Here is a 19,647-nt window from a genome sequence, read left to right on the forward strand (position 1 = left end):
GCTCATGATGGGTAAAAAAGATAATAAGCCTTGAATAGTACCCCAAGGCAGGCCTGATTCATAGCCGAAATCACTGACAATTAGAGCGGTTTCAGACGCAAAGTGATAGGATAAAAACAGCGTATTACAACGAACAAAGCAGGTCTTTATCATGGTGAATAATCCCGACAGTCCTTTTGCCGATAAAGCGGCATTGTGTGACTGGTTAAATCAGTTTACACATCCCTGGCTGGTACATGAGTGGGCGGATACTCCCGGTCTCGTCCACTGGCAAGGTGATCAGGAAGTGCACATCACGCTGCCTTTTGCCGCTTCGTCTGTGGCCGATGCTTTAACAGACTGGATTGCTGATCAGCAGGCTCAGCAGATTGCCACTGATCTGAACGTCAGTGTCAAAGTGCGGGTTACGCCGCTGGCCGCCAATGACAAGCCGCTATTGAAAGGCGTTAAGAATCTGCTGGTTGTCAGTTCGGCCAAAGGCGGCGTAGGCAAGTCGACGACAGCCGTGAATCTGGCGCTGGGATTACAGGCGCTGGGCGCCAGAGTCGGGCTGCTGGATGCCGATATCTATGGGCCATCTGTGCCTATGATGCTGGGCGCGGCAGATGAAAAACCGTCCTCGCCGGACGGAAAAATGATGGCTCCGGTGGTGGCTCATGGTCTGTATACCAATTCTGTCGGCTACCTGGTGCCGGCCGATAATGCGACTGTGTGGCGCGGCCCGATGGCTTCGAAAGCTCTGTCGCAGATCATGAATGAAACTCTGTGGCCGGAGCTGGACTATCTGGTGGTGGACATGCCGCCTGGCACGGGAGATATCCAGCTGACCATGGCGCAGCAAATGCCGGTCACCGGGGCTGTGGTGATCACCACCCCGCAGGATCTGGCCCTGGCTGATGCCATCAAGGGGGTAAATATGTTCAGTAAAGTGCATGTGCCCGTACTCGGCGTGGTGGAAAACATGAGCTACCACATCTGCAGCGCCTGCGGTCACCATGAGGCGATTTTTGGTACCGGAGGGGCGGAGAGAATGGCGCGGGACTACGCGATTCCTTTGCTGGCTCAGGTGCCACTGCATATTCAGATTCGTCAGGATATTGACGAAGGCACACCGACAGTGGCGTCATCACCTGACAGTGAGCAGGCTCAGGCTTATATAGAATTAGCCGGGCGCGTAGCCAGCCGACTCTATTGGTATGGGCAACCTGTGGCAGAGCAGATCAGTATTAAAACTCTGTAATTGCAGTCAATGTAACTGTTTCAGCCTTGTTTGCCGTTGCATTTGCATAATGTTTTGAGCGCAAGATCGCATTTGCTCTGGTATCCAAGGCGTCAACTCCTTATAATCGTGCGGTTTAATTTTTACCTGCAGTATAGTGCTGTGCCGCTGAGTGGGGCCGGTTACTGAATTTGGGTAATAACCCGCTAGATATTCTTACAGGTGCTTTCTGATATGTCTGAACATTCACACCAATGCGTAATTATCGGGATTGCAGGCGCGTCTGCTTCCGGTAAAAGTTTGATTGCCAGAACGGTTTACAACGAACTTAGAGAAAAAGTTGGCGATCAACAGATCGGTGTTATTACGGAAGATTGTTACTATAACGATCAAAGTCACCTGAGTATGGATGAACGGGTAAAGACCAATTATGACCATCCCAATGCCCTTGACCATGATTTGCTTTGTGAGCACCTCGAAACCCTGATGCGTGGTGAAGCGGTGGAAGTGCCGCAGTACAGCTACAGCGAGCACACTCGCATGACGGAAACCACCTCGCTGACTCCAAAGAAGGTGATCATTCTGGAAGGTATCCTGCTGCTGACGGATCCCCGTTTACGTGACCTGATGCATGCAACTGTGTTTATGGATACCCCGCTGGATATCTGTCTGCTTCGCCGTTTGCAGCGTGATGTGGCAGAACGCGGCCGGACAATGTCATCGGTACTGCAGCAATATCAGAAAACCGTCCGCCCTATGTTTATGCAGTTCATTGAACCGTCGAAACAATATGCCGATATTATTGTGCCACGAGGCGGCAAGAACCGAATTGCTATCGATGTGTTAAAAGCGCATATTGCCCGCTTGCTTAAAGCGTAAGGTATGGCAACGGCTGGCTCAGGTCAGCCTTTTTTGTCTCCTGAATTCGGTGTTGTATTAAAAGGCGTGACAACATGTCACGCAAGCGGCTGCAAAGATAGACCTGCTGCGAACAGGTCGTTATAGTGGCGGCAAGCATTTCCGATAGTATTTATGATTTTTTGCCCTGGAGATAACCCGCAACATGAGACTTTGTGACAAGGACATCAAGGCCTATCTTGATGAAGGTAAGATCAGTATTGAGCCGCGCCCGTCAAATGATGTGATTAGCGGTCTGACAATCGATGTCACCTTAGGTAATAATTTCCGTATTTTTACTGACCACGGTGCGCCGTTTATCGATCTCTCCGGCAAAAAAGAAGATGTTGCGGCACAGCTCGAAAAAGTCATGAGTGATGAGATTGAAGTCGCCGATGGCGATGCCTTTTTCCTGCATCCGGGACAACTGGCGCTGGCGGTGACTCATGAATCTGTCACCTTACCGGATAACATTGTCGGCTGGCTGGACGGACGCTCTTCGCTGGCCCGTTTGGGTTTGATGGTACACGTCACAGCGCACCGTATCGACCCGGGCTGGGCTGGCAGGATTGTGCTGGAATTTTATAACAGTGGCCGGCTGCCGCTGGCACTGCGTCCGCACATGCCCATTGGTGCTCTGAGTTTTGAGGTGCTGTCAGGTTCTGCTGAGAAACCTTACAACAAGCGCGCCAATGCGAAATATCATAATCAGCAGGGTGCGGTTGCCAGCCGAATCAATGAAGACGAGAAGAAACATCGCTGATTTTTGTCAGAAGCGCATTAAATTGTAGTCAGAATGATAAGGTCACCTTAACGGTGGCCTTATTTTTTGCTTTAATAAATCAGGTATTTTGACATTTTTTGTTGGCATTTTTAGTGTGTCACAGGTCAATAAATGTTGTTCAACATGGCACACATTCCGAGGACAGAATGAAAAAAATTCTCTATGTACTGCTGGCGATCGTGCTGGTTGTGGTGGTGGCGATTGGCGTTCTGGTGACGCTGGTCGACCCGAACCAATTTAAGCCTTTGATTGCGGAACAGGTGAAAAAGGCCACGGGCCGTGATCTGGTTATTGAAGGCGATATCGGCTGGCGTTTTTTCCCGAGCGTGGGCTTTGCGATAGGCCGGACCGAGTTTCGTAATCCGGCAGGTTTTGATGAAGCTAACCTGGTTCAGTTCAACGAAGCGGGTGTGTCTGTGTCTGTACTGCCGTTGCTGTCCAACCGGCTGGAAATTGGTCAGGTCACGCTCAAAGATGCCCGTGTGTTTATTCAGACGCGCAAAGATGGCGTCAGTAATCTGGATGGCTTAGGTGGCGATAAAACGACCACAGACAGGGCGTCTGACTCCCGGGAAACTGAGGCACAGCCGACAGCGTCAGGTGAGGGTGAAGTGGTGGCCGAAGGCGAAACAGCAACCGGTGAGAAATGGGTGATCAGTCTGGCAGGCATAGCGCTTGAAAATGCCAGTGTCAGCCTGCGGGACGATCAGGCAGGTACTGTCACTGCGCTGGACTCGCTGAACATGAATTTGAGCCAGTTTGCACCGGGTGAATGGGCGGATCTGAATTTTGATCTGGCGGGTCAAAACGGTGCGATGCGCTTCTCTGCCCAGGGCAAAACCAGCCTGCAGTTGGCGGAAAATCTGGATAACGCGGCGCTGAAAAACACCGAGCTCTCCGCCAGCATGACAGAAGCCGGCACTCAGCTGGATAATGTCACGGTGAAACTGGATGCCTTTAATCTGGGCGAGTGGAGTAATGTGACACTGTCAGCCAAAGGGCAGATCCCTGATCTTGCCTTCAATGCTGAGGGTAAAACCCGGATTAGGGTCAGCCAGGATAAGGCGAACATTTCGCTGCAGGCGCTGGATCTGAAATCAGATCTCGAAGGTGCCGCTCTGCCCCGGCCGACGATGAAAGTGGCCATGTCTGGCGATGCTGAATACGATCTCAAAGCCGCTATGGCGACCCTGAGCGGATTGACAGTGAAGGCGGATGAACTGGCGTTGAACGGCGATGCCTCTTTCAAACAGGCCGATATTCCGGTGATCCGTTTTGCGCTCAGCAGTGAGGAGATCAATGTCGACAACTGGACCGGTGGCGACGCAGAGGCTGCAGCCAGTGAGGAGGCCAAGCCGTCAGACACCTCAGGCACGGCTTCTGCACCGGCTGGCGATGCACCTGTCAGCGAACAGGAGCCTGATCTGTCGGTCTTGAAACAGCTCGATGTCGACGGCACTGTGAAAGTTAAGCGCTTTGTGGCGGCCAACGCCAGGCTGAGCAATGTTGATCTGGCGATAGCGGTTAAAAATGGCGTGTTTACTCTCAACAAATTCGCGGCAGATCTGTATGACGGGACAATATCCGCCACAGCCAGACTGGATGCGAACGGTTCATTGCCGGTGTACCAGATCAGCAATACCATTCAGGGTGTACAGGTGCAGCCTTTGCTGGTCGATGTTGCCGAGAATGATATTCTGGCTGGCACGGGTAACATTGATGTCGAAGTGGCAGGCAAAGGCCTGGCAGAGTCGCGGCTCAAGAAGAATCTGGATGGAACAATCGCCATCAATTTTGCCGATGGTGCGGTTAACGGGATCAATATTCCCAAGATGATCCGTGAAGCCAAGGCCAAACTGAAAGGCCAGTCTGATACTGTACAGGACGAGCCGAAAAAGACAGATTTCTCTGCGCTGACGGCGACCTTCATACTGAAGGACGGCAAAGCGGCGACCAATAATATGCATCTGGCTTCGCCTCTGCTGCGTGTCGATGGCAAAGGGAATACGGATCTGACCGAGCAGTCACTGGCGTTTCAGATTGACACCTCTGTGGTGGCCACCAGTAAAGGACAGGGCGGTAAATCGGTAGACGAAGTCGCGGATATCACAGTGCCGCTTGATATTACCGGGACCTGGCAGGCGCCAGATTATGCCATCAACTTTAAAGAGCTGGTGAAGCGGAACAGCGAGCTGGATAAGCGGGCGAAAGAATTGGAAGCAAAAGCCAAAAAAGAAGCCGACAGACTGGAAGAAAAGGCCAACAAGGAAGTGCAACGCGGTCTGGATAAATTGCTGGGCGACAAAGCCGGTGACGATAAAGTCAAAGAAGCTACGGATAAGTTGCTGAAAGGACTGTTTAACTAACGCGCAGTTTGCGTCAAACCAATGAGATCAGGGCCAGTCGGGTAAACCGCTGGCCTTTTTAGTGCCTGCCGCTATTTTGTTACTGATAATGTAGTTGGGCTATCTCTGACTGAGCGGTTTGGTACAATCAGCAAAAAACCATGGAGAGTGACCTTGGATTCAGTTACACAGGCGGCGTTGGGCGCTGCTGTTGCCGGCATGATAGCTGGCCGAAAAGCCTCACCCAAAGTGCTGGTGGCCGGTGCCATGCTGGGAACCTTGCCGGATCTGGATGTGTTGATCGATTATGGCGATCCTGTATCGGATATGGTGAAGCATCGCGGCTTCAGCCACTCTCTTTTTGTGCTGTTTCCGCTTTCGTTGTTACTGGCGTGGTGCTGGCACCGATGGCGGCCAGCCAGCTCATTCAGTTTCTTGCGGTTGTGGGGCCTGGTGGCGGCCTGCCTGATCACCCATCCCATTCTGGATGCCTTTACCGCTTACGGTACTCAGCTTTTGTGGCCTTTACCTGTCAGCGTGGCGGTGTCCAGTATCTTCATTATTGATCCGCTTTATACCCTGCCGCTGTTAGTGACGTTGCTGGCAGCGCTGCTGTGGCGTGATCGTATTGCCAGCCTGTGCAAAGCCGGTGTTATCCTGTCCAGTCTGTACCTGTTATGGTCAGTAGTGGCGATGCACATGATTGAGCAGAGAGTAGAAAATCAGGTGGCAGGCACGCCACTGGAAGGCAAGCCGCTTTTTGTTTCGCCAACGCCTTTTAATACCGTGTTATGGCGAATTGTGGTGTTAGGCGAGGACAGCTACTGGGAAGGGTTGTCGTCACTGCTGGATGAATCAGACACTGTAGACTTTCTTGATAAAGCCCGCGGTCACTGGCCACTGACCGACAAGCCTTCAACATTACAGGCGCTTGAACGTTTTACCCGTCAGTTCATTCGCTATGAAGATAACGGCAGCCAGATCATCGCCACAGATCTGCGTCTGGGCATGGTGGATTATCTGCCGTTCCGGTTTGTGTTTGCCAGCCGGGAGAACAATGAAGACTGGCAATTCCCGCTGCCAGTGCAATTGAGCAGTCCTGCGGTGCGGATAAAACATTTACCTTCTTTGTGGCTGCGCCTGTTGGGCAGTCAGGATATTGATGCAGACCTCTGCCATACGTCTGAGGCCTGTCATCATTCGGCGCTGCCGTCGTCCTGATTACCAGTCTACGCCTTTGCGGGCTTTAATACCGCTCTCAAAGGCGTGTTTGATGTTGCGAACTTCTGAAACGGTATCGGCCATGTCAGTCAGGCGACGGTGAGCCGCGCGGCCTGTTACCACCACGGATTGCTCCGGTGGGCGCTGCGCGATAGTGTCCAGCACCTCATCGATATCCAGATAGCCGTAAGTCAGCATGTAAGTCAGCTCGTCGAGCAATACCACGTCATAGCTGGCGTCTGTCAGCATTTTTTTGCATTCAGTCCAGGTGGTCTGCGCCGCGAGTGTATCGGCTTCTTTGTCTTGCGTGTCCCAGGTAAATCCTGTGCCCATGACAGCGAAAGTGACGTCGTGTTGTTCTAGCAGGTTCCGCTCGCCATTATCCCAGGTGCCTTTGATAAACTGACCGACACCGCATTTCTGACCATGACCGACCGCGCGGGCAATAGTGCCGAAACCAGAGGTGGATTTACCTTTACCGTTACCGGTAATGACCAGCAGGATGCCTTTTTCTGTCTGAGCTGCAGCCACTCGGGCATCGACTTCTTCTTTGACTTTTTGCTGCCGGGTTTTGTAACGATCCTGTTTATTGTGTTCGTCTGCCATAACTGCCTCTTTAAGTTGGCGTTCCTGCGGAATAGAAAAGAGATGATTGTGTTCGAGCAGAGCATAAGACGCAAGTGGTATTGGCGGTTTAATGACAACCTGACTCTCTCATTCCTTAGCCAATGGAGGAAAATAGGGATTGCTATACTTTTAGCGTGAACCCTAGCAGGTAAGGAAGGTGATGTTGTGAAATTCGTCCTTTTCGTCTTTTTCATTGTGTCGCTGGCAGTGAGTGGCTGTGCAAGAAACCCTTACGGTGATTCTTATGGCCGATCTCAGGCACAGCAGATCCAGCAAGTGAAATACGGCACTATTGTTCAGATTGATCCTGTGACCTTAGAAGGTGAGCAGAATGTGGTTGGCACCATAGCCGGTGCAGCTGTGGGCGGGATACTGGGATCGAAAATCGGTGGCGGCAGCGGCTCAGACATTGCTGCCATCGGGGGTGGTTTGCTGGGTGGTTATGCCGGGAGTAAAGCCTCACAGAATCTGTCGGAAAGTAACGGTGTGAATCTGACGATTAAACTCGATTCAGGCGAAACCATAGCCATCGTCCAGGCTGTTGATCCTAATATGCTTTTTCGGGTGGGGCAGAAAGTCCGGATTAATGTCACCGGCAGAACTGCACGGGTAGTGCCTCAGTAGTCCATTCTTTAGCGCTGAGGCTTCACCGATAAATAGTCCTGTGGTTTAGCTTGCACGGGTAGAATTGGACAGGCCATTATCTTGTGGCCTGTCTGATGTTTCGGATGAGTCTGGCCAGCGTTTATGCCTTCACGACAAGCTCGGTCATTCTTTGCAATTCTGTCAGCAAACCCGTGAGACCTTTTTTCATTGCGTCATTGGCTTCCAGCACGCCTTGGTCATTAATGTATTGGTTATAAAAGGCAATAGGCACGGAAGCAGACAGGGTAAGCGTACCGACGCCAGACAGCAGCAGCCGTAATGCCTGAGTTGAACGCAGCCCGCCGGACACCCCGCCATAACTGACAATACCGGTTGGCTTTCCAGCCCATTCTTTGGCCAGAAATTGAATGGCGTTGACTAATGCGGCAGGGGGAAAGTAGTCGTACTCCGGGGTCACAAAGAGAATGGTATCCGCAGCAGTGACGGCCTGGCTCCATTGCTTAGTATGAGCTTGGGTATATTTTTGCTGGGCAGGGTGATCAGGTTCGTCCAGTAAGGGCAAGTTCACTGTTTTCAGATCAGCAAATGCCACTTCAAACTGTCCTGCAGTTTCTGCTTCTTGTACTACCCACTCAGCAACTGGTAAGCCACCACGGTTAGGCCGGGTACTGCCGAAGATGATTAATAATTTTTTCATACTTTTTCCTTGAATACTGACACAGGCTAATAACGTCAATGTTCAAGTGTAGTGGTGATTCGCCGTGAATGACGAAGGGCAAAGCACTATTTGATGTCGTTGCAGTGCGATTTGAGGTAAGACTGGCAGTAAAGACTGACAGATATGCATTAGCCTTACCGGATGAAAATATCTATGTATGCCTTGGTGCAAACATGATGATACACATGCCCGTAATGGCGACAGACGCACCGAGCAAATCCCAAAACGTAGGGCGGATGCCATCAACCAACCATAGCCAGAATATGGCAGCGAAGATATAAACCCCGCCGTAGGCAGCGTATACCCGGCCGGACGCTGTGGGGTGCAAAGACAAAAGCCAGGCGAACAGCGCCAGGCAAATAGCAGCAGGGAACAACAGCCAAATGGATTTGCCTTCCCTCAGCCATAAATAGGGAAGGTAGCAGCCAAGTATTTCTGCCAGTGCGGTGAATAAAAACAGCATCAGGGTTTTCAGTTCTGTCATGGGGCGTATTTTCAGTGTGTGGGTTTTCAGGCGCTATTTAACCATAATGGCTTCACTTCAGGGGGATTTACTGAAGCAGCAGATATTTTTCATTCGGTTTACTCAGGTTGCGCCTGATCCCGAACAGATTGGATAAAAAGGCATTTTTATTGACTAGGTCGAAAGGAGTGAATAGGATCACACTTTTTACACGCCATGGAGAGACAGATGTCAATTACGCCGCCTTAGCCGACAACCCACCCCTAATCTTTCTAACCTCTTGTTTACACAAATTTTTGAGAAATTTTATGATAGAAACGATAAAGCGCGATTGGTTATCCAATGTGCGTGGTGATGTATTGTCTGGGCTTGTAGTTGCACTGGCTCTTATTCCAGAAGCGATTGCTTTTTCCATTATTGCCGGCGTTGACCCGAAAGTCGGCCTGTATGCCTCATTCAGTATCGCGGTAATTATTGCGTTTACCGGAGGCCGTCCTGGCATGATTTCAGCGGCAACCGGTGCCATGGCGCTGCTGATGGTGACTCTGGTCAAAGAGCATGGTTTGCAGTATCTGCTGGCAGCCACAGTATTAACCGGTATCTTGCAAATCGCGGCCGGGTATCTGAAATTGGGTGATTTAATGCGATTTGTTTCCCGTTCGGTCGTCACGGGATTTGTTAACGCATTAGCCATTTTGATCTTTATGGCCCAGTTACCTGAACTGACTGATGTAACCTGGCACGTTTATGCTCTGACGGCGGCCGGTTTGGGTATTATCTACCTGTTCCCTTATTTGCCTTATGTCGGCAAAGTTCTTCCATCGCCACTGGTGTGTATTCTTGTTATTACTGCAGTCACATTGACCTTTGGCATTGATATTCGCACTGTTGGCGACATGGGGCAATTGCCTGATACACTGCCTGTTTTCCTGTGGCCGGATGTTCCGCTGAACCTGGAAACCTTATGGATTATCCTGCCATATTCAGCTGGCCTGGCCATAGTCGGTTTGCTGGAGTCCATGATGACAGCCACAATTGTGGATGATCTCACTGACACCAGCAGTGACAAAAACCGTGAGTGTAAAGGTCAGGGGGTTGCAAATATTGCGACGGGCTTCCTGGGCGGTATGGCTGGTTGTGCCATGATTGGTCAGTCGATTATCAACATCAAGTCCGGTGGCCGTGGCAGATTATCAACTTTTATCGCGGGTTTGTTCCTGCTGATCATGGTGGTTTTTCTCAGCGACTGGATCAAGCAGATCCCAATGGCTGCACTGGTTGCTGTCATGATTATGGTGTCTATTGGTACTTTCTCCTGGTCTTCGATTAAAGATCTGAAATCACATCCGCTTTCTACCAATATTGTGATGGTCACCACCGTTGCTGTGGTCGTGGCAACACATAACCTCGCTATCGGTGTCTTTGTCGGGGTTCTGTTGGCAGCCTTGTTCTTTGCCAACAAGATCGGCCACTTTATGGTGGTGAAGAGTGATCTGGAACAAAATGGCGAAGCAAGAACTTATCGTGTTGTAGGACAAGTCTTTTTTGCCTCTTCAGATCAATTTTTAGCCTCTTTTGACTACAAGGAAGTGCTGGAGCGTGTCACTATTGACCTGTCATCAGCCCACTTCTGGGATATCACAGCCGTCTCATCGCTGGATAAAGTGGTCATTAAGTTCCGCCGCGAAGGTACTCAGGTGGATCTCATTGGCATGAATGAAGCAACAGCGACCATAGTTGATAAATTTGGTGTTCATGACAAGCCGGAAGAAGTTGAAAAACTGATGGGCGGCCATTAAGGAGATATCATGACGCAATATATTACCGCATGTATAGACGGCCAGCATTACTCGAAAGCCGTGGTGGAACTGGCAGCCTGGACAGCCAAGCGTTTGGATACACCGCTAAAACTGCTGCACGTTCTGGATAAAGACCGTTATCAGGCTGATTCTCAGTTGTCCGGGACAATTGGTCTGGGCAGCCGTGAGGCGTTACTGAAAGAGCTCAGCGAGCTGGATGAGAAACGCTCCAAACTGGAAATACAGCACAGCAAAGCTTTGCTCAATGATCTGGAATCTCTGGTCACTGATACTGGCGTCCCTGCTGTGGTGAAACAGCAACTGCATGGGCATCTTGTCGAGACGTTACTGGAACTGGAACCGGAAATTCGGGTACTGGTGCTGGGTAAATCCGGCGAGTTACATCAGCAGGATGCCAAGGCGATTGGCTCGCAGCTGGAAAGTGTGGTGCGGGCATTTTCGACCCACACTCTGATTGCTAACGGCGATTTCAGTGAACCGGCTGAGTATCTGCTGGCGTTTGATGGCAGCGAAACCAGCCAGAAGCTGGTGCAGAAGGCCATTGATACACCATTACTCAAGGGGATGGCGTGCCACTTAGTGATGGTGGAAGATGCTGACAACAAACGCGACGCCTTTGAGTCTGCGGCCGAGACCCTGAGCAACGCAGGTATTAACGTTACTAAAGTGTGCCTGACGGGATCAGTAGGCAGTGCAATTTTGCAATATCAGCAGGAAAAATCGATTGGCATGATAGTGATGGGGGCTTACGGCCACTCTAAGCTGCGCCAGTTCTTTGTCGGCAGTAATACCACCCGGCTTCTGGTGGATGCCACTGTTCCTATGCTGTTAATCCGATAACGCAAAGAACATCAGAGACTCAGACAAAAAGGGAGCGATTTCGCTCCCTTTTTTTGTCGCCTCTAAACCACCGCCTATGGCGGTGGTGATTGTTTGACCTCTGTGATCCGTCATGCGGCTGTGGTGGTTGTGGCAGCTCAGTGCAAACAACGACAGGCAAGACACAGATAGGCTGTGCTTGTTTGGATATTGCATTGACCTGGCAGGGATGCGTACTCTGTAATCAAGCGTAAAGATAACCTGATAGTGATGAGGGAAATGGATGCCAGATAAGAGAAAACCGTCCGTGCTGTTAGTCTGCATGGGCAATATTTGCCGCTCGCCAACCGCAGAAGCTGTGTTGCGTGCTAAGGCAGTGAAAGCGGGCGTCGAGATTGAGATCGATTCTGCAGGTACGATTGGGTATCACGAAGGAAAACGGCCGGACAGTCGTTCGCGTGCTGCCGGGGAAGCCAGAGGATACAGCTTTGAGGGGATTCGCGCCCGCCAGATAGTTGTCGGCGATTTCGAAAAGTTTGATTTAATTCTGGTTGCGGACAGGCAAAATTTGTCTGATCTGACAACCATCTGCCCGGCAGAATATCTTTCTAAGCTGTCCTTGTTACTGGCCTTTGCGGATGCAGAGGAAGATGAAGTACCGGACCCGTACTATGGCGGCGAGGAGGGTTTCGAGCATGTGCTGGATTTAATCGAAGCTGCTGCGGACAGGATAGTTGCTGGTCTGAAACAAAGGTGATCTGGCGTGCACTGTAAGTGGCTCTGAGTTAAGTGGCCTGACTGGAGATGTACGTTAATCCGAAACACAGAAAGTAAAAAGCCATGCAAACGCATGGCTTTTTGTCTTTATTGCTGCGTCAGAGTTACTCTTGTTTCTCTGAGGCTGCTTTGGTCATTGGCGCCGAAGCAACGTTAGTTGCTGTCTGACTACCTGCCTGACGGGCTTGAATCTGACTGGTACGTAATGGTGCAATCGCTACCGGTGTCGTATCCAGCACTTGCTGCGGAGCAGGTGCCTTAGTCATCGGAGACACGCTGTGAATCCCGCGGGGTGCGCTTGCCGTCACTTGCTGCTTAACGGCTGCTGTCACTTGGGCCATAACAGGCGGTTCAACGGTCTCTTGCGGACTGGCTTCTTCTGCCTGCTTTTCCGCAACAGTTTCTGCGACGGCTTCAGTGACAGTTTCTGCTACCAGAGGCACGGAAACGTCAGTGTCGGGAGCCGCGCTCTCAGAAACCTGGGTGGTTTCAGGTGCTTCAGCCACAGCTGCCGTTTCGGCTTGCTCAACGCGGGCTTGTACTGGCTCACTTTGCGCTGCAGTCTGACGAAGTGGCATGACTTTACCCATTGCCAGTTCCGGCATGGCCACACCGCTCAGTGATGCAGCCTGTGCCTCGGCGGATTGCTCAGCCTGTACTGCTACTGCAAGGGTTTCAGTTTCTTCGGCGCTATCTTCTGCGGCGGTATCTTCTGCATGGACAGCTGGCTTGTCGTGACGAGGCCAGACTTTACCCATTGCCATTTCAGGAGACGCCACACCGGTAGTTGGACGACGCTTAGGACGCTCAACAATGGAGACCACGTTTTCCATTTCGCCCAGGCTGTCAGACACTTCTTCTACCGCATGGGTAATGGCATCAGAGACTGCCTGATCGACCTGGTCTTCATCCTGTTGAGGACGCGTATCGCGGATGCGGCGACGACGTTGACCGCTGGCACGCAGGTGTCGTGGTGAGCGGCGGTTACGGCGTTGACCTTCCTGACCTTCCTGAGCATCTGTTTCCGACTGCACATCGGCAGATTCTAGCTCAGCGGCAGAGTTGGCTTCTTTGGCCATTTCGATACCGACGTTCTTAACACGGCTTGGCGTCTTATCGCTGACCGCAGCAGGAGCTTGCTCTGTGTCACCGGCTGGCTGCAGCTCTGCAGATTCCAGGCGGATCTTCTTATGCAGCTGGCGACGTTGACGGCGTTGTTTTACCTTCTCGGTCTTTGGTTGCTCAACGTTGTCGGTGGTCGCTTCAACGGTGTCAATTACCTCTGCCGTTTCAGCCTGTTGCTGCTTTTCTTTACGGCGTTGCTTTTGCACTTCATCGCGGCGTTGGCGTTTTTGCTCTTTGATTTCTTCATCAGCTATTGTGCGCGGTGCCGCCGCTTTCGCTGGCTTTTCAGCCTGGGCGTTACGGTCTTGCTTAGGACGCTCATTGCGACGACGCTGCTGACGCTGACCTTTTTCGCCAGCTTTCGCGTCGCGTGAATCGCGATCATCATCCTGACGGTTACGGCTCTGACCCTGACGGCTGCCGTCTTTGCCGCGGCGGTTATCACGACGGTTGTCACGTCGGTTATCCTGGCGTACGGCAGGTGTAGTCTCTGGCTTTTCTGCAGGCTTCTCTTCAGCGGTGCTGCTAAAGAAGCTGGCAAGAGCGCTGAACAGTCGCTGGAACAGACCAGGCTTGCTTTCTGCTTTGGCCGTCGGCTCAGAGACTGTGGCAGGAGCAGGCTTAACAACCGGCGCTGGTGCTTTTGGCGCAGTAAATCCTTGCAGAATGGGCTCTTCACGCTTTTTGGTTGCACGCTCTGGTGCCGCTTCCGCTGCTTCTGTCTCACGTGTAGCTTCCAGCACTTGCGGAATGTGGTAAGACAAGGTGTCTTTTTCTTCGCCGGTACGTACACGCAGCACTTCAAAATGCGGTGTTTCAATATCAGCGTTAGGAACGATCACCACTCTTACATCGTGATATTTTTCGATGTGTTGTACAGAGCGACGTTTCTCGTTCAGCAGGTAGGACGCGACAGCAACCGGTACGATAGCCTGTACCTGAGAGCTGTTGTCTTTGAGTGCTTCTTCTTCAATTAGGCGAAGAATAGACAGAGACAGCGACTCGTTATCACGTACCACACCTGTACCTGTACAGCGTGGGCAGACATGGTGGCTGGCTTCAGCCAGAGAAGGACTTAAACGCTGACGTGACATTTCCAGCAGGCCGAAGCGGGAGATACGGCCGATTTGCACGCGGGCACGGTCCATTCGCACGGCTTCGCGCAGGCGGTTTTCCACTTCACGCTGGTGACGAACCGGGGTCATATCGATGAAGTCGATAACCACCAGGCCGCCTAAGTCGCGCAAACGCAGTTGACGGGCGATCTCGTCGGCCGCTTCCAGGTTGGTCTGCAGCGCGGTTTCTTCGATATCACCGCCTTTCGTGGCGCGGGCTGAGTTGATATCGATAGAAGTCAGAGCTTCTGTCGGGTCAATAACCACAGAACCACCGGAAGGCAGTCGCACTTCACGCTGGAAAGCCGATTCAATCTGGCTTTCAATCTGATAGTGGCTGAACAGCGGTACTTCGCCTTCGTAACGTTTTACTTTAGGCAGAAAATCAGGACGTATCAGTTTGATGTGATCGCGGGCGCGGTCGAAGATTTTCGGGCTGTCGATCAAAATCTCGCCAATATCACGGCGCAGATAGTCACGAATAGCACGGGCAATCACGTTACTTTCCTGATGGATCAGGAAAGGAGCAGGGTGGGCATCGGCGGCTTCTTTCACTGCACTCCAGTGATTGAGCAGTACGTTTAAATCCCACTCCAGTTCTTCAGCGGATTTGCCCACGCCAGCAGTACGTACGATCAGGCCCATGCCATCCGGTAGTTGCAGGGTGCTCAGTGCGGCTTTCAGTTGTGTGCGTTCTTCCCCTTCGATTCGGCGCGATATACCGCCGGCACGAGGGTTGTTTGGCATCAGTACCAGGTAACTTCCCGCCAGAGAGATAAAGGTTGTCAGCGCAGCCCCTTTGTTGCCGCGTTCTTCTTTATCCACTTGAACGATAACTTCCTGACCTTCTTTCAGCACTTCCTTAATATTAGGACGACCCTGATAGGTGTAGTTGGCTGGGAAGTAGTCGCGTGCAATTTCTTTCAGAGGGAGGAAACCGTGACGCTCGGCACCATAGTCGACGAAAGCGGCTTCAAGACTAGGTTCGATACGGGTAATGCGGCCTTTGTAGATATTTGCTTTCTTAGATTCGTGTCCTGGGCTTTCGATATCAAGATCGAATAGCTTTTGACCGTCCACTAATGCGACGCGCAACTCTTCCTTCTGAGTTGCGTTGATCAACATTCTTTTCATTCTGTGTACTCATTTATTGTCGTTGTTTTAGTGAGCCAATATTGGATTTTCTACCGATGCTGCCTGACCCCAAGTCTGATTTACGGTTGCAACCTCACGGTTGGATGTTTCAGGAGTGCTCTATGGCTACACGTATCTGCCAGCTGTACTTAAAGATGGTATAAGACCATTAAAAGTGGCTTTAAGACCCTACGGTACTCAGCCGGTAACACCGCGTCATCGCGGTTGTATCTCTAACACCGATAAAAAATCTGCAATCGGAACACTAATAATGACTCTGCATGACTTATCGTCTTACGCCTATTGCAGCGACGCCAAGCAGAGCAGGATAAAAAACATTCATCATGACGAAAATATGACCGTCATGGCACGGAAAGTGGGAAATTCCCCTATTCCAGACTGCAATCATAGCAGGGTGACTTTTTTGCGGCAATCTGCTTTATAGCCGTGATAGAATCTTGGGCTATGAAAGATGACAAACCAAAAGTGCAATTCATCGCTATTGCTGATGATTTTGCCGGGCAAAGGATTGATAATTTTCTCCGTGCCCGACTGAAAAACGTGCCCAAAAGTATGATTTACCGGATTTTGCGTAAGGGTGAGGTGCGAGTAAACAAAAAACGGATAAAACCGGAGTACAAACTCCAGGAAGGGGATCTGGTGAGAGTACCGCCTGTGACCTTGCCAGAGAAAGAAGCAGCGGCACCTGTCAGCACTAAACTGGACAAAGTCGCTGAGCTGGAAAATTGCATCATTTACGAAGATGAGCACATGCTTATCCTCAATAAACCGTCAGGTACTGCTGTACACGGTGGCAGTGGCCTGAAATTTGGTGCCATCGAAGCACTGCGGGCGTTGCGCCCGGATGCGCGCTTTCTGGAGTTAGTACACAGGATAGACAGAGACACTTCAGGCATTTTGCTGATAGCAAAGAAACGTTCAGCCCTGCGTAAACTTCAGGAACAGTTCAGGCAGAAAACGGTTCAGAAATATTATTTTGCGTTAGTCATGGGGCAGTGGCCGAAAGAGTGCCGTAAAGTCACCGCTCCGCTGCTGAAAAACGAAGTCAACAGTATTGTTCGGGTTAATCCGAACGGTAAAGCGTCTGATACACGTTTTAAAGTACTGGAAAGTTTTACAGAGGCCACGCTGGTGCAGGCCAGTCCGGTCACAGGTCGTACGCACCAGATCCGTGTGCACTGTCAGTATACAGGTCACCCCATTGCCTGGGATGACAGATACGGTGATCCGCGTTTTGATGCGTATACCAAGACGGCCGGGCTGAATCGTCTCTTTTTACATGCAGCGAATATTCAGTTTGAACACCCGCACTCGGGTGAGAAAGTGGAAATCAATGCGCCCATGGATGCCATGCTCAACAGAACGCTGGAGGCGCTTCGCCAGCGTTAATGCATTCAAAGGACGTCAATACCCTGTCGGGACAGCATCTCCCGTAAACTGATGAGGGGCAAACCGATCAGGGTATTGGGATCCCGGCCTTCAAGGCGGTCAAACAACGCGATACCTAAGCCTTCGCTTTTGAAGCTGCCGGCGCACTGTAAAGGTTGTTCACGTTCAATATAACGTTGGATCTCAACCAGAGTCAGAGTGCGAAAATGCACGAGAAAGGGTTCACAGATGACGTCGCTGTTATCAGTCTGAGCGTTATAGACGCACAGGCCAGTATAAAAAGTGACTGTCTGACCGCTGGCGGCGGCGAGCTGGGCACAGGCCTGCTCTGCGGTATGAGGTTTACCCACTATCTTGCCGTTAATGACGCAGACCTGATCCGAGCCGATGATGATATGAGACGGATGTTCTGCCCGGCATGCTCGGGCTTTGGCTTCAGCCAGCCGTTTTACCAGTGTTTCAGCCGATTCATCAGGAAACGGTGTTTCATCAATATTGGGTGATGCGCAGTCGAACGGTAAACCGAACTTCTCCAGCAAACTGCGACGGAAGGGAGAAGTAGAAGCCAGAAGTAGCGGTTGTTTCATGATTTGACTCAATGTGTGTAGGTGTGTTCAGTGCGTTTTTACCCCCAGAGATTGGGGGAGCAATAAGCTGAAATCTACGCTAGTTTTAACTCAGAACCAACCTTATTATACCTGCCGTACCATGGACTTGGACGGGCAATGAAAACCCCTTGGGGGGAAATGGTCAAAAGCTGGGATTTCGGACACATTTCCTTTGACTCAAACCAATTAGAAGGCTAATATTCGCGCCCTATGCAAAAGGTAAAATTGCCGCTGACGGTAGATCCGGTCCGCGCTGCTCAAAAAAAGCTCGACTATGATGGCATCATCAAAGCCGAGCTTTTAGAGCGTCTGGCTGAATCGGCTTCCAGCGTTTTAAGTGATGCAAACGTCATCTTATCATTTGACTTTGACCAGCGTCATATCGCATTCATGCGTGGGCATGCTGATGTTGATGTGATGTTAACCTGCCAGCGATGTCAGGAAGAATTCCAACACCATTACAGTGTGGATTTCTGTTATAGTCCGCTCCTCAGACCCGAGGAAGCAGATGAGTTTCCGGAAGCTTATGAGCCGGCTGAAGTCGACGAAAATGGTGAGATCAATCTGCTTCAACTCATCGAAGATGAGCTGATTCTGGAGTTACCGCAAGTGCCAATGCATGATGAAGCTGACTGTTCAGTCACTGCATCAGGTATGAGCTTCGGTGAGATCCCTGTTGCTGATGAGCGTCCGAATCCGTTTGCAGTATTAAAAAACTTGAGTAAAAGTAATAAGGAGTAGGGTTAATGGCCGTACAAAAGAGCAAAAAATCACGTTCAGCACGTGGTATGCGTCGTTCACACGATGCACTGACTGGCGCTGCTGTATCTGTCGATCAGAACAGCGGTGAAACCCATCTGCGTCACCACGTGACTGCTGACGGTTTTTACCGTGGCCGCAAGGTTATCAACAAATAAGGTTGAACCTTGACTGGTCTAACCGTTGCACTTGATGCAATGGGTGGGGACTTCGGTCCTCAGGTAACAGTGCCTGCCGCCGTGCAGGCACTGTTACAATACCCGTCGCTAAATCTGCTCCTCTTCGGTGATCAAAGTGCAATCACCGCTCAACTCTCATCGCTCAATTCTACTCATCATCCCCGTCTGACTGTTGTCCATTGCGATCGTGCCATCGCTGATCACACTCGTCCGTCTCAAGCATTACGCCAAAGCCAGGGTTCGTCTATGCGGCGGGCATTGGATGCTGTGGCAGAAGGTGACGCGGATGCCTGTGTCAGTGCAGGGAATACCGGCGCTCTTATGGCATTGGCTCGCTATACGTTGAAGCAATTACCCGGCGTGGAGCGTCCTGCTTTAGTGTCCGCAATCCCCAGCCGCCGCGGTGGCAAAACATGGCTGCTGGATCTGGGTGCCAATGTATCTTGTGATGCTGATACTTTGTTTCAGTTTGCTGTGATGGGATCGGTACTGGCGGAGCAGGAAATGACGGGCAGGCCGCCCAAAGTGGCCCTGCTCAATATTGGTTCTGAAGAAATAAAAGGCAACGATCTTGTTAAACGCTGTGCATCTATGCTGAGCCGTTCGCCGGATGTACATTACATTGGCTATGTTGAAGGCAATGAACTGTATGACGGTAAAGCCGACGTGGTTGTCTGTGATGGTTTTGTCGGCAATGTTAGCCTGAAAACCAGCGAAGGGGTTGCTAATCTCTTTATAGAGAGCTTTAAACAGGCTGTCAGCCAGCATCCTATCAAGCGATTGATCGCTAAGTGGCTGTTTAGTGACCTGTTCCGTCAGATACAAAGCCTGAACCCCGACCAGTACAATGGCGCAAGTCTGTTAGGATTGCGCGGTATTGTCGTTAAAAGCCATGGAAGTGCTGACATTGCTGCTTTTACCAATGCAATTGGTGAAGCAGTACATGAAATCAAGCGGAAGATACCGGCAAAAATCAGTGACCGTTTGGAACACGTACTACTTGAGAGGCATTTTTAGTCTT

Annotated in this window: 18 protein-coding genes; 13 read left to right on the forward strand and 5 right to left on the reverse strand. The window is 51.0% G+C overall.

The features are described 5' to 3' along the window. The first annotated feature begins 151 nt into the window (after window positions 1-151). The 5 genes from apbC (at window position 152) to KCG43_RS01745 (ending at window position 6,466) form a co-directional block, all read left to right on the forward strand. Window positions 152-1,240 (forward strand): iron-sulfur cluster carrier protein ApbC, encoded by a 1,089-nt coding sequence (gene apbC / locus KCG43_RS01725; protein ID WP_218382957.1) that lies wholly within the window; start codon window positions 152-154, stop codon window positions 1,238-1,240. 213 nt (window positions 1,241-1,453) lie between these two features. Continuing rightward, a complete protein-coding gene (gene udk, locus KCG43_RS01730) occupies window positions 1,454-2,098 on the forward strand; it encodes a uridine kinase (protein WP_192015181.1) in 645 nt (214 codons plus the stop codon). Between the two features lie 184 nt (window positions 2,099-2,282). After that, window positions 2,283-2,879: a dCTP deaminase gene (dcd, locus tag KCG43_RS01735; protein WP_192015182.1), complete on the forward strand. Its 597-nt coding sequence runs from the start codon at window positions 2,283-2,285 to the stop codon at window positions 2,877-2,879. A gap of 167 nt (window positions 2,880-3,046) precedes the next feature. Then, window positions 3,047-5,266: an AsmA family protein gene (locus KCG43_RS01740; protein ID WP_218382958.1), complete on the forward strand. Its 2,220-nt coding sequence runs from the start codon at window positions 3,047-3,049 to the stop codon at window positions 5,264-5,266. A gap of 153 nt (window positions 5,267-5,419) precedes the next feature. Next, the gene (locus KCG43_RS01745) at window positions 5,420-6,466 is read left to right on the forward strand and encodes a metal-dependent hydrolase (RefSeq protein ID WP_218382960.1); all 1,047 of its coding nucleotides are present in this window, start codon (window positions 5,420-5,422) and stop codon (window positions 6,464-6,466) included. Here the strand turns inward: KCG43_RS01745 and cobO are convergent, their stop codons facing one another. After that, window positions 6,467-7,072: a cob(I)yrinic acid a,c-diamide adenosyltransferase gene (cobO, locus tag KCG43_RS01750; RefSeq protein ID WP_218382966.1), complete on the reverse strand. Its 606-nt coding sequence runs from the start codon at window positions 7,070-7,072 to the stop codon at window positions 6,467-6,469. 186 nt (window positions 7,073-7,258) lie between these two features. Here cobO and KCG43_RS01755 point away from each other — a divergent pair, with 186 nt between their 5' ends. Next, window positions 7,259-7,717 carry a glycine zipper 2TM domain-containing protein gene (locus KCG43_RS01755; RefSeq protein WP_192015186.1) on the forward strand — a complete coding sequence of 153 codons (459 nt, stop codon included), beginning with the start codon at window positions 7,259-7,261 and terminating at the stop codon, window positions 7,715-7,717. 121 nt (window positions 7,718-7,838) lie between these two features. On the opposite strand, the gene KCG43_RS01760 is transcribed toward KCG43_RS01755, so the two are convergent. Beyond that, window positions 7,839-8,396, reverse strand: coding sequence for an NADPH-dependent FMN reductase (locus KCG43_RS01760; protein ID WP_218382967.1), 558 nt, complete (start codon window positions 8,394-8,396; stop codon window positions 7,839-7,841). A 172-nt stretch (window positions 8,397-8,568) separates the two neighbouring features. Further along, window positions 8,569-8,901, reverse strand: coding sequence for a YnfA family protein (locus KCG43_RS01765; protein WP_192015188.1), 333 nt, complete (start codon window positions 8,899-8,901; stop codon window positions 8,569-8,571). Window positions 8,902-9,188: 287 nt separating this feature from the next. Here KCG43_RS01765 and KCG43_RS01770 point away from each other — a divergent pair, with 287 nt between their 5' ends. The 3 genes from KCG43_RS01770 to KCG43_RS01780 all read left to right on the forward strand — a co-directional run bounded on the left by KCG43_RS01770 (window position 9,189) and on the right by KCG43_RS01780 (window position 12,276). Continuing rightward, window positions 9,189-10,679, forward strand: coding sequence for a SulP family inorganic anion transporter (locus tag KCG43_RS01770; RefSeq protein ID WP_192015189.1), 1,491 nt, complete (start codon window positions 9,189-9,191; stop codon window positions 10,677-10,679). A 9-nt stretch (window positions 10,680-10,688) separates the two neighbouring features. After that, window positions 10,689-11,540 carry a universal stress protein gene (locus KCG43_RS01775; protein WP_218382968.1) on the forward strand — a complete coding sequence of 284 codons (852 nt, stop codon included), beginning with the start codon at window positions 10,689-10,691 and terminating at the stop codon, window positions 11,538-11,540. A gap of 262 nt (window positions 11,541-11,802) precedes the next feature. Next, a complete protein-coding gene (locus tag KCG43_RS01780) occupies window positions 11,803-12,276 on the forward strand; it encodes a low molecular weight protein-tyrosine-phosphatase (protein WP_218382969.1) in 474 nt (157 codons plus the stop codon). A gap of 124 nt (window positions 12,277-12,400) precedes the next feature. Here KCG43_RS01780 and rne read toward each other — a convergent pair whose 3' ends face one another. Beyond that, complete coding sequence (gene rne / locus KCG43_RS01785) at window positions 12,401-15,670, reverse strand: ribonuclease E (RefSeq protein WP_255557823.1); 3,270 nt, start codon at window positions 15,668-15,670, stop codon at window positions 12,401-12,403. Window positions 15,671-16,135: 465 nt separating this feature from the next. Here rne and rluC point away from each other — a divergent pair, with 465 nt between their 5' ends. Continuing rightward, on the forward strand, window positions 16,136-17,080 hold the full coding sequence (gene rluC / locus KCG43_RS01790) for a 23S rRNA pseudouridine(955/2504/2580) synthase RluC (protein ID WP_218382971.1): 945 nt from the start codon (window positions 16,136-16,138) through the stop codon (window positions 17,078-17,080). A 5-nt stretch (window positions 17,081-17,085) separates the two neighbouring features. On the opposite strand, the gene KCG43_RS01795 is transcribed toward rluC, so the two are convergent. Beyond that, the gene (locus KCG43_RS01795; protein WP_218382973.1) at window positions 17,086-17,667 is read right to left on the reverse strand and encodes a nucleoside triphosphate pyrophosphatase; all 582 of its coding nucleotides are present in this window, start codon (window positions 17,665-17,667) and stop codon (window positions 17,086-17,088) included. Window positions 17,668-17,898: 231 nt separating this feature from the next. On the opposite strand from KCG43_RS01795, the gene yceD reads away from it, so the two are divergent. The 3 genes from yceD to plsX are packed head-to-tail and all read left to right on the forward strand — an operon-like array spanning window position 17,899 to window position 19,643. Continuing rightward, the gene (gene yceD / locus KCG43_RS01800; RefSeq protein ID WP_027253513.1) at window positions 17,899-18,429 is read left to right on the forward strand and encodes a 23S rRNA accumulation protein YceD; all 531 of its coding nucleotides are present in this window, start codon (window positions 17,899-17,901) and stop codon (window positions 18,427-18,429) included. A 5-nt stretch (window positions 18,430-18,434) separates the two neighbouring features. Then, window positions 18,435-18,605 carry a 50S ribosomal protein L32 gene (rpmF, locus tag KCG43_RS01805; protein WP_192015195.1) on the forward strand — a complete coding sequence of 57 codons (171 nt, stop codon included), beginning with the start codon at window positions 18,435-18,437 and terminating at the stop codon, window positions 18,603-18,605. A 9-nt stretch (window positions 18,606-18,614) separates the two neighbouring features. Beyond that, window positions 18,615-19,643 (forward strand): phosphate acyltransferase PlsX, encoded by a 1,029-nt coding sequence (plsX, locus tag KCG43_RS01810; RefSeq protein WP_192015196.1) that lies wholly within the window; start codon window positions 18,615-18,617, stop codon window positions 19,641-19,643. Window positions 19,644-19,647: the final 4 nt, after the last annotated feature.

Origin of the sequence: Photobacterium sp. WH24 (assembly GCF_019204055.1) — a bacterium.
Taxonomy (GTDB): domain Bacteria; phylum Pseudomonadota; class Gammaproteobacteria; order Enterobacterales; family Vibrionaceae; genus Photobacterium; species Photobacterium arenosum.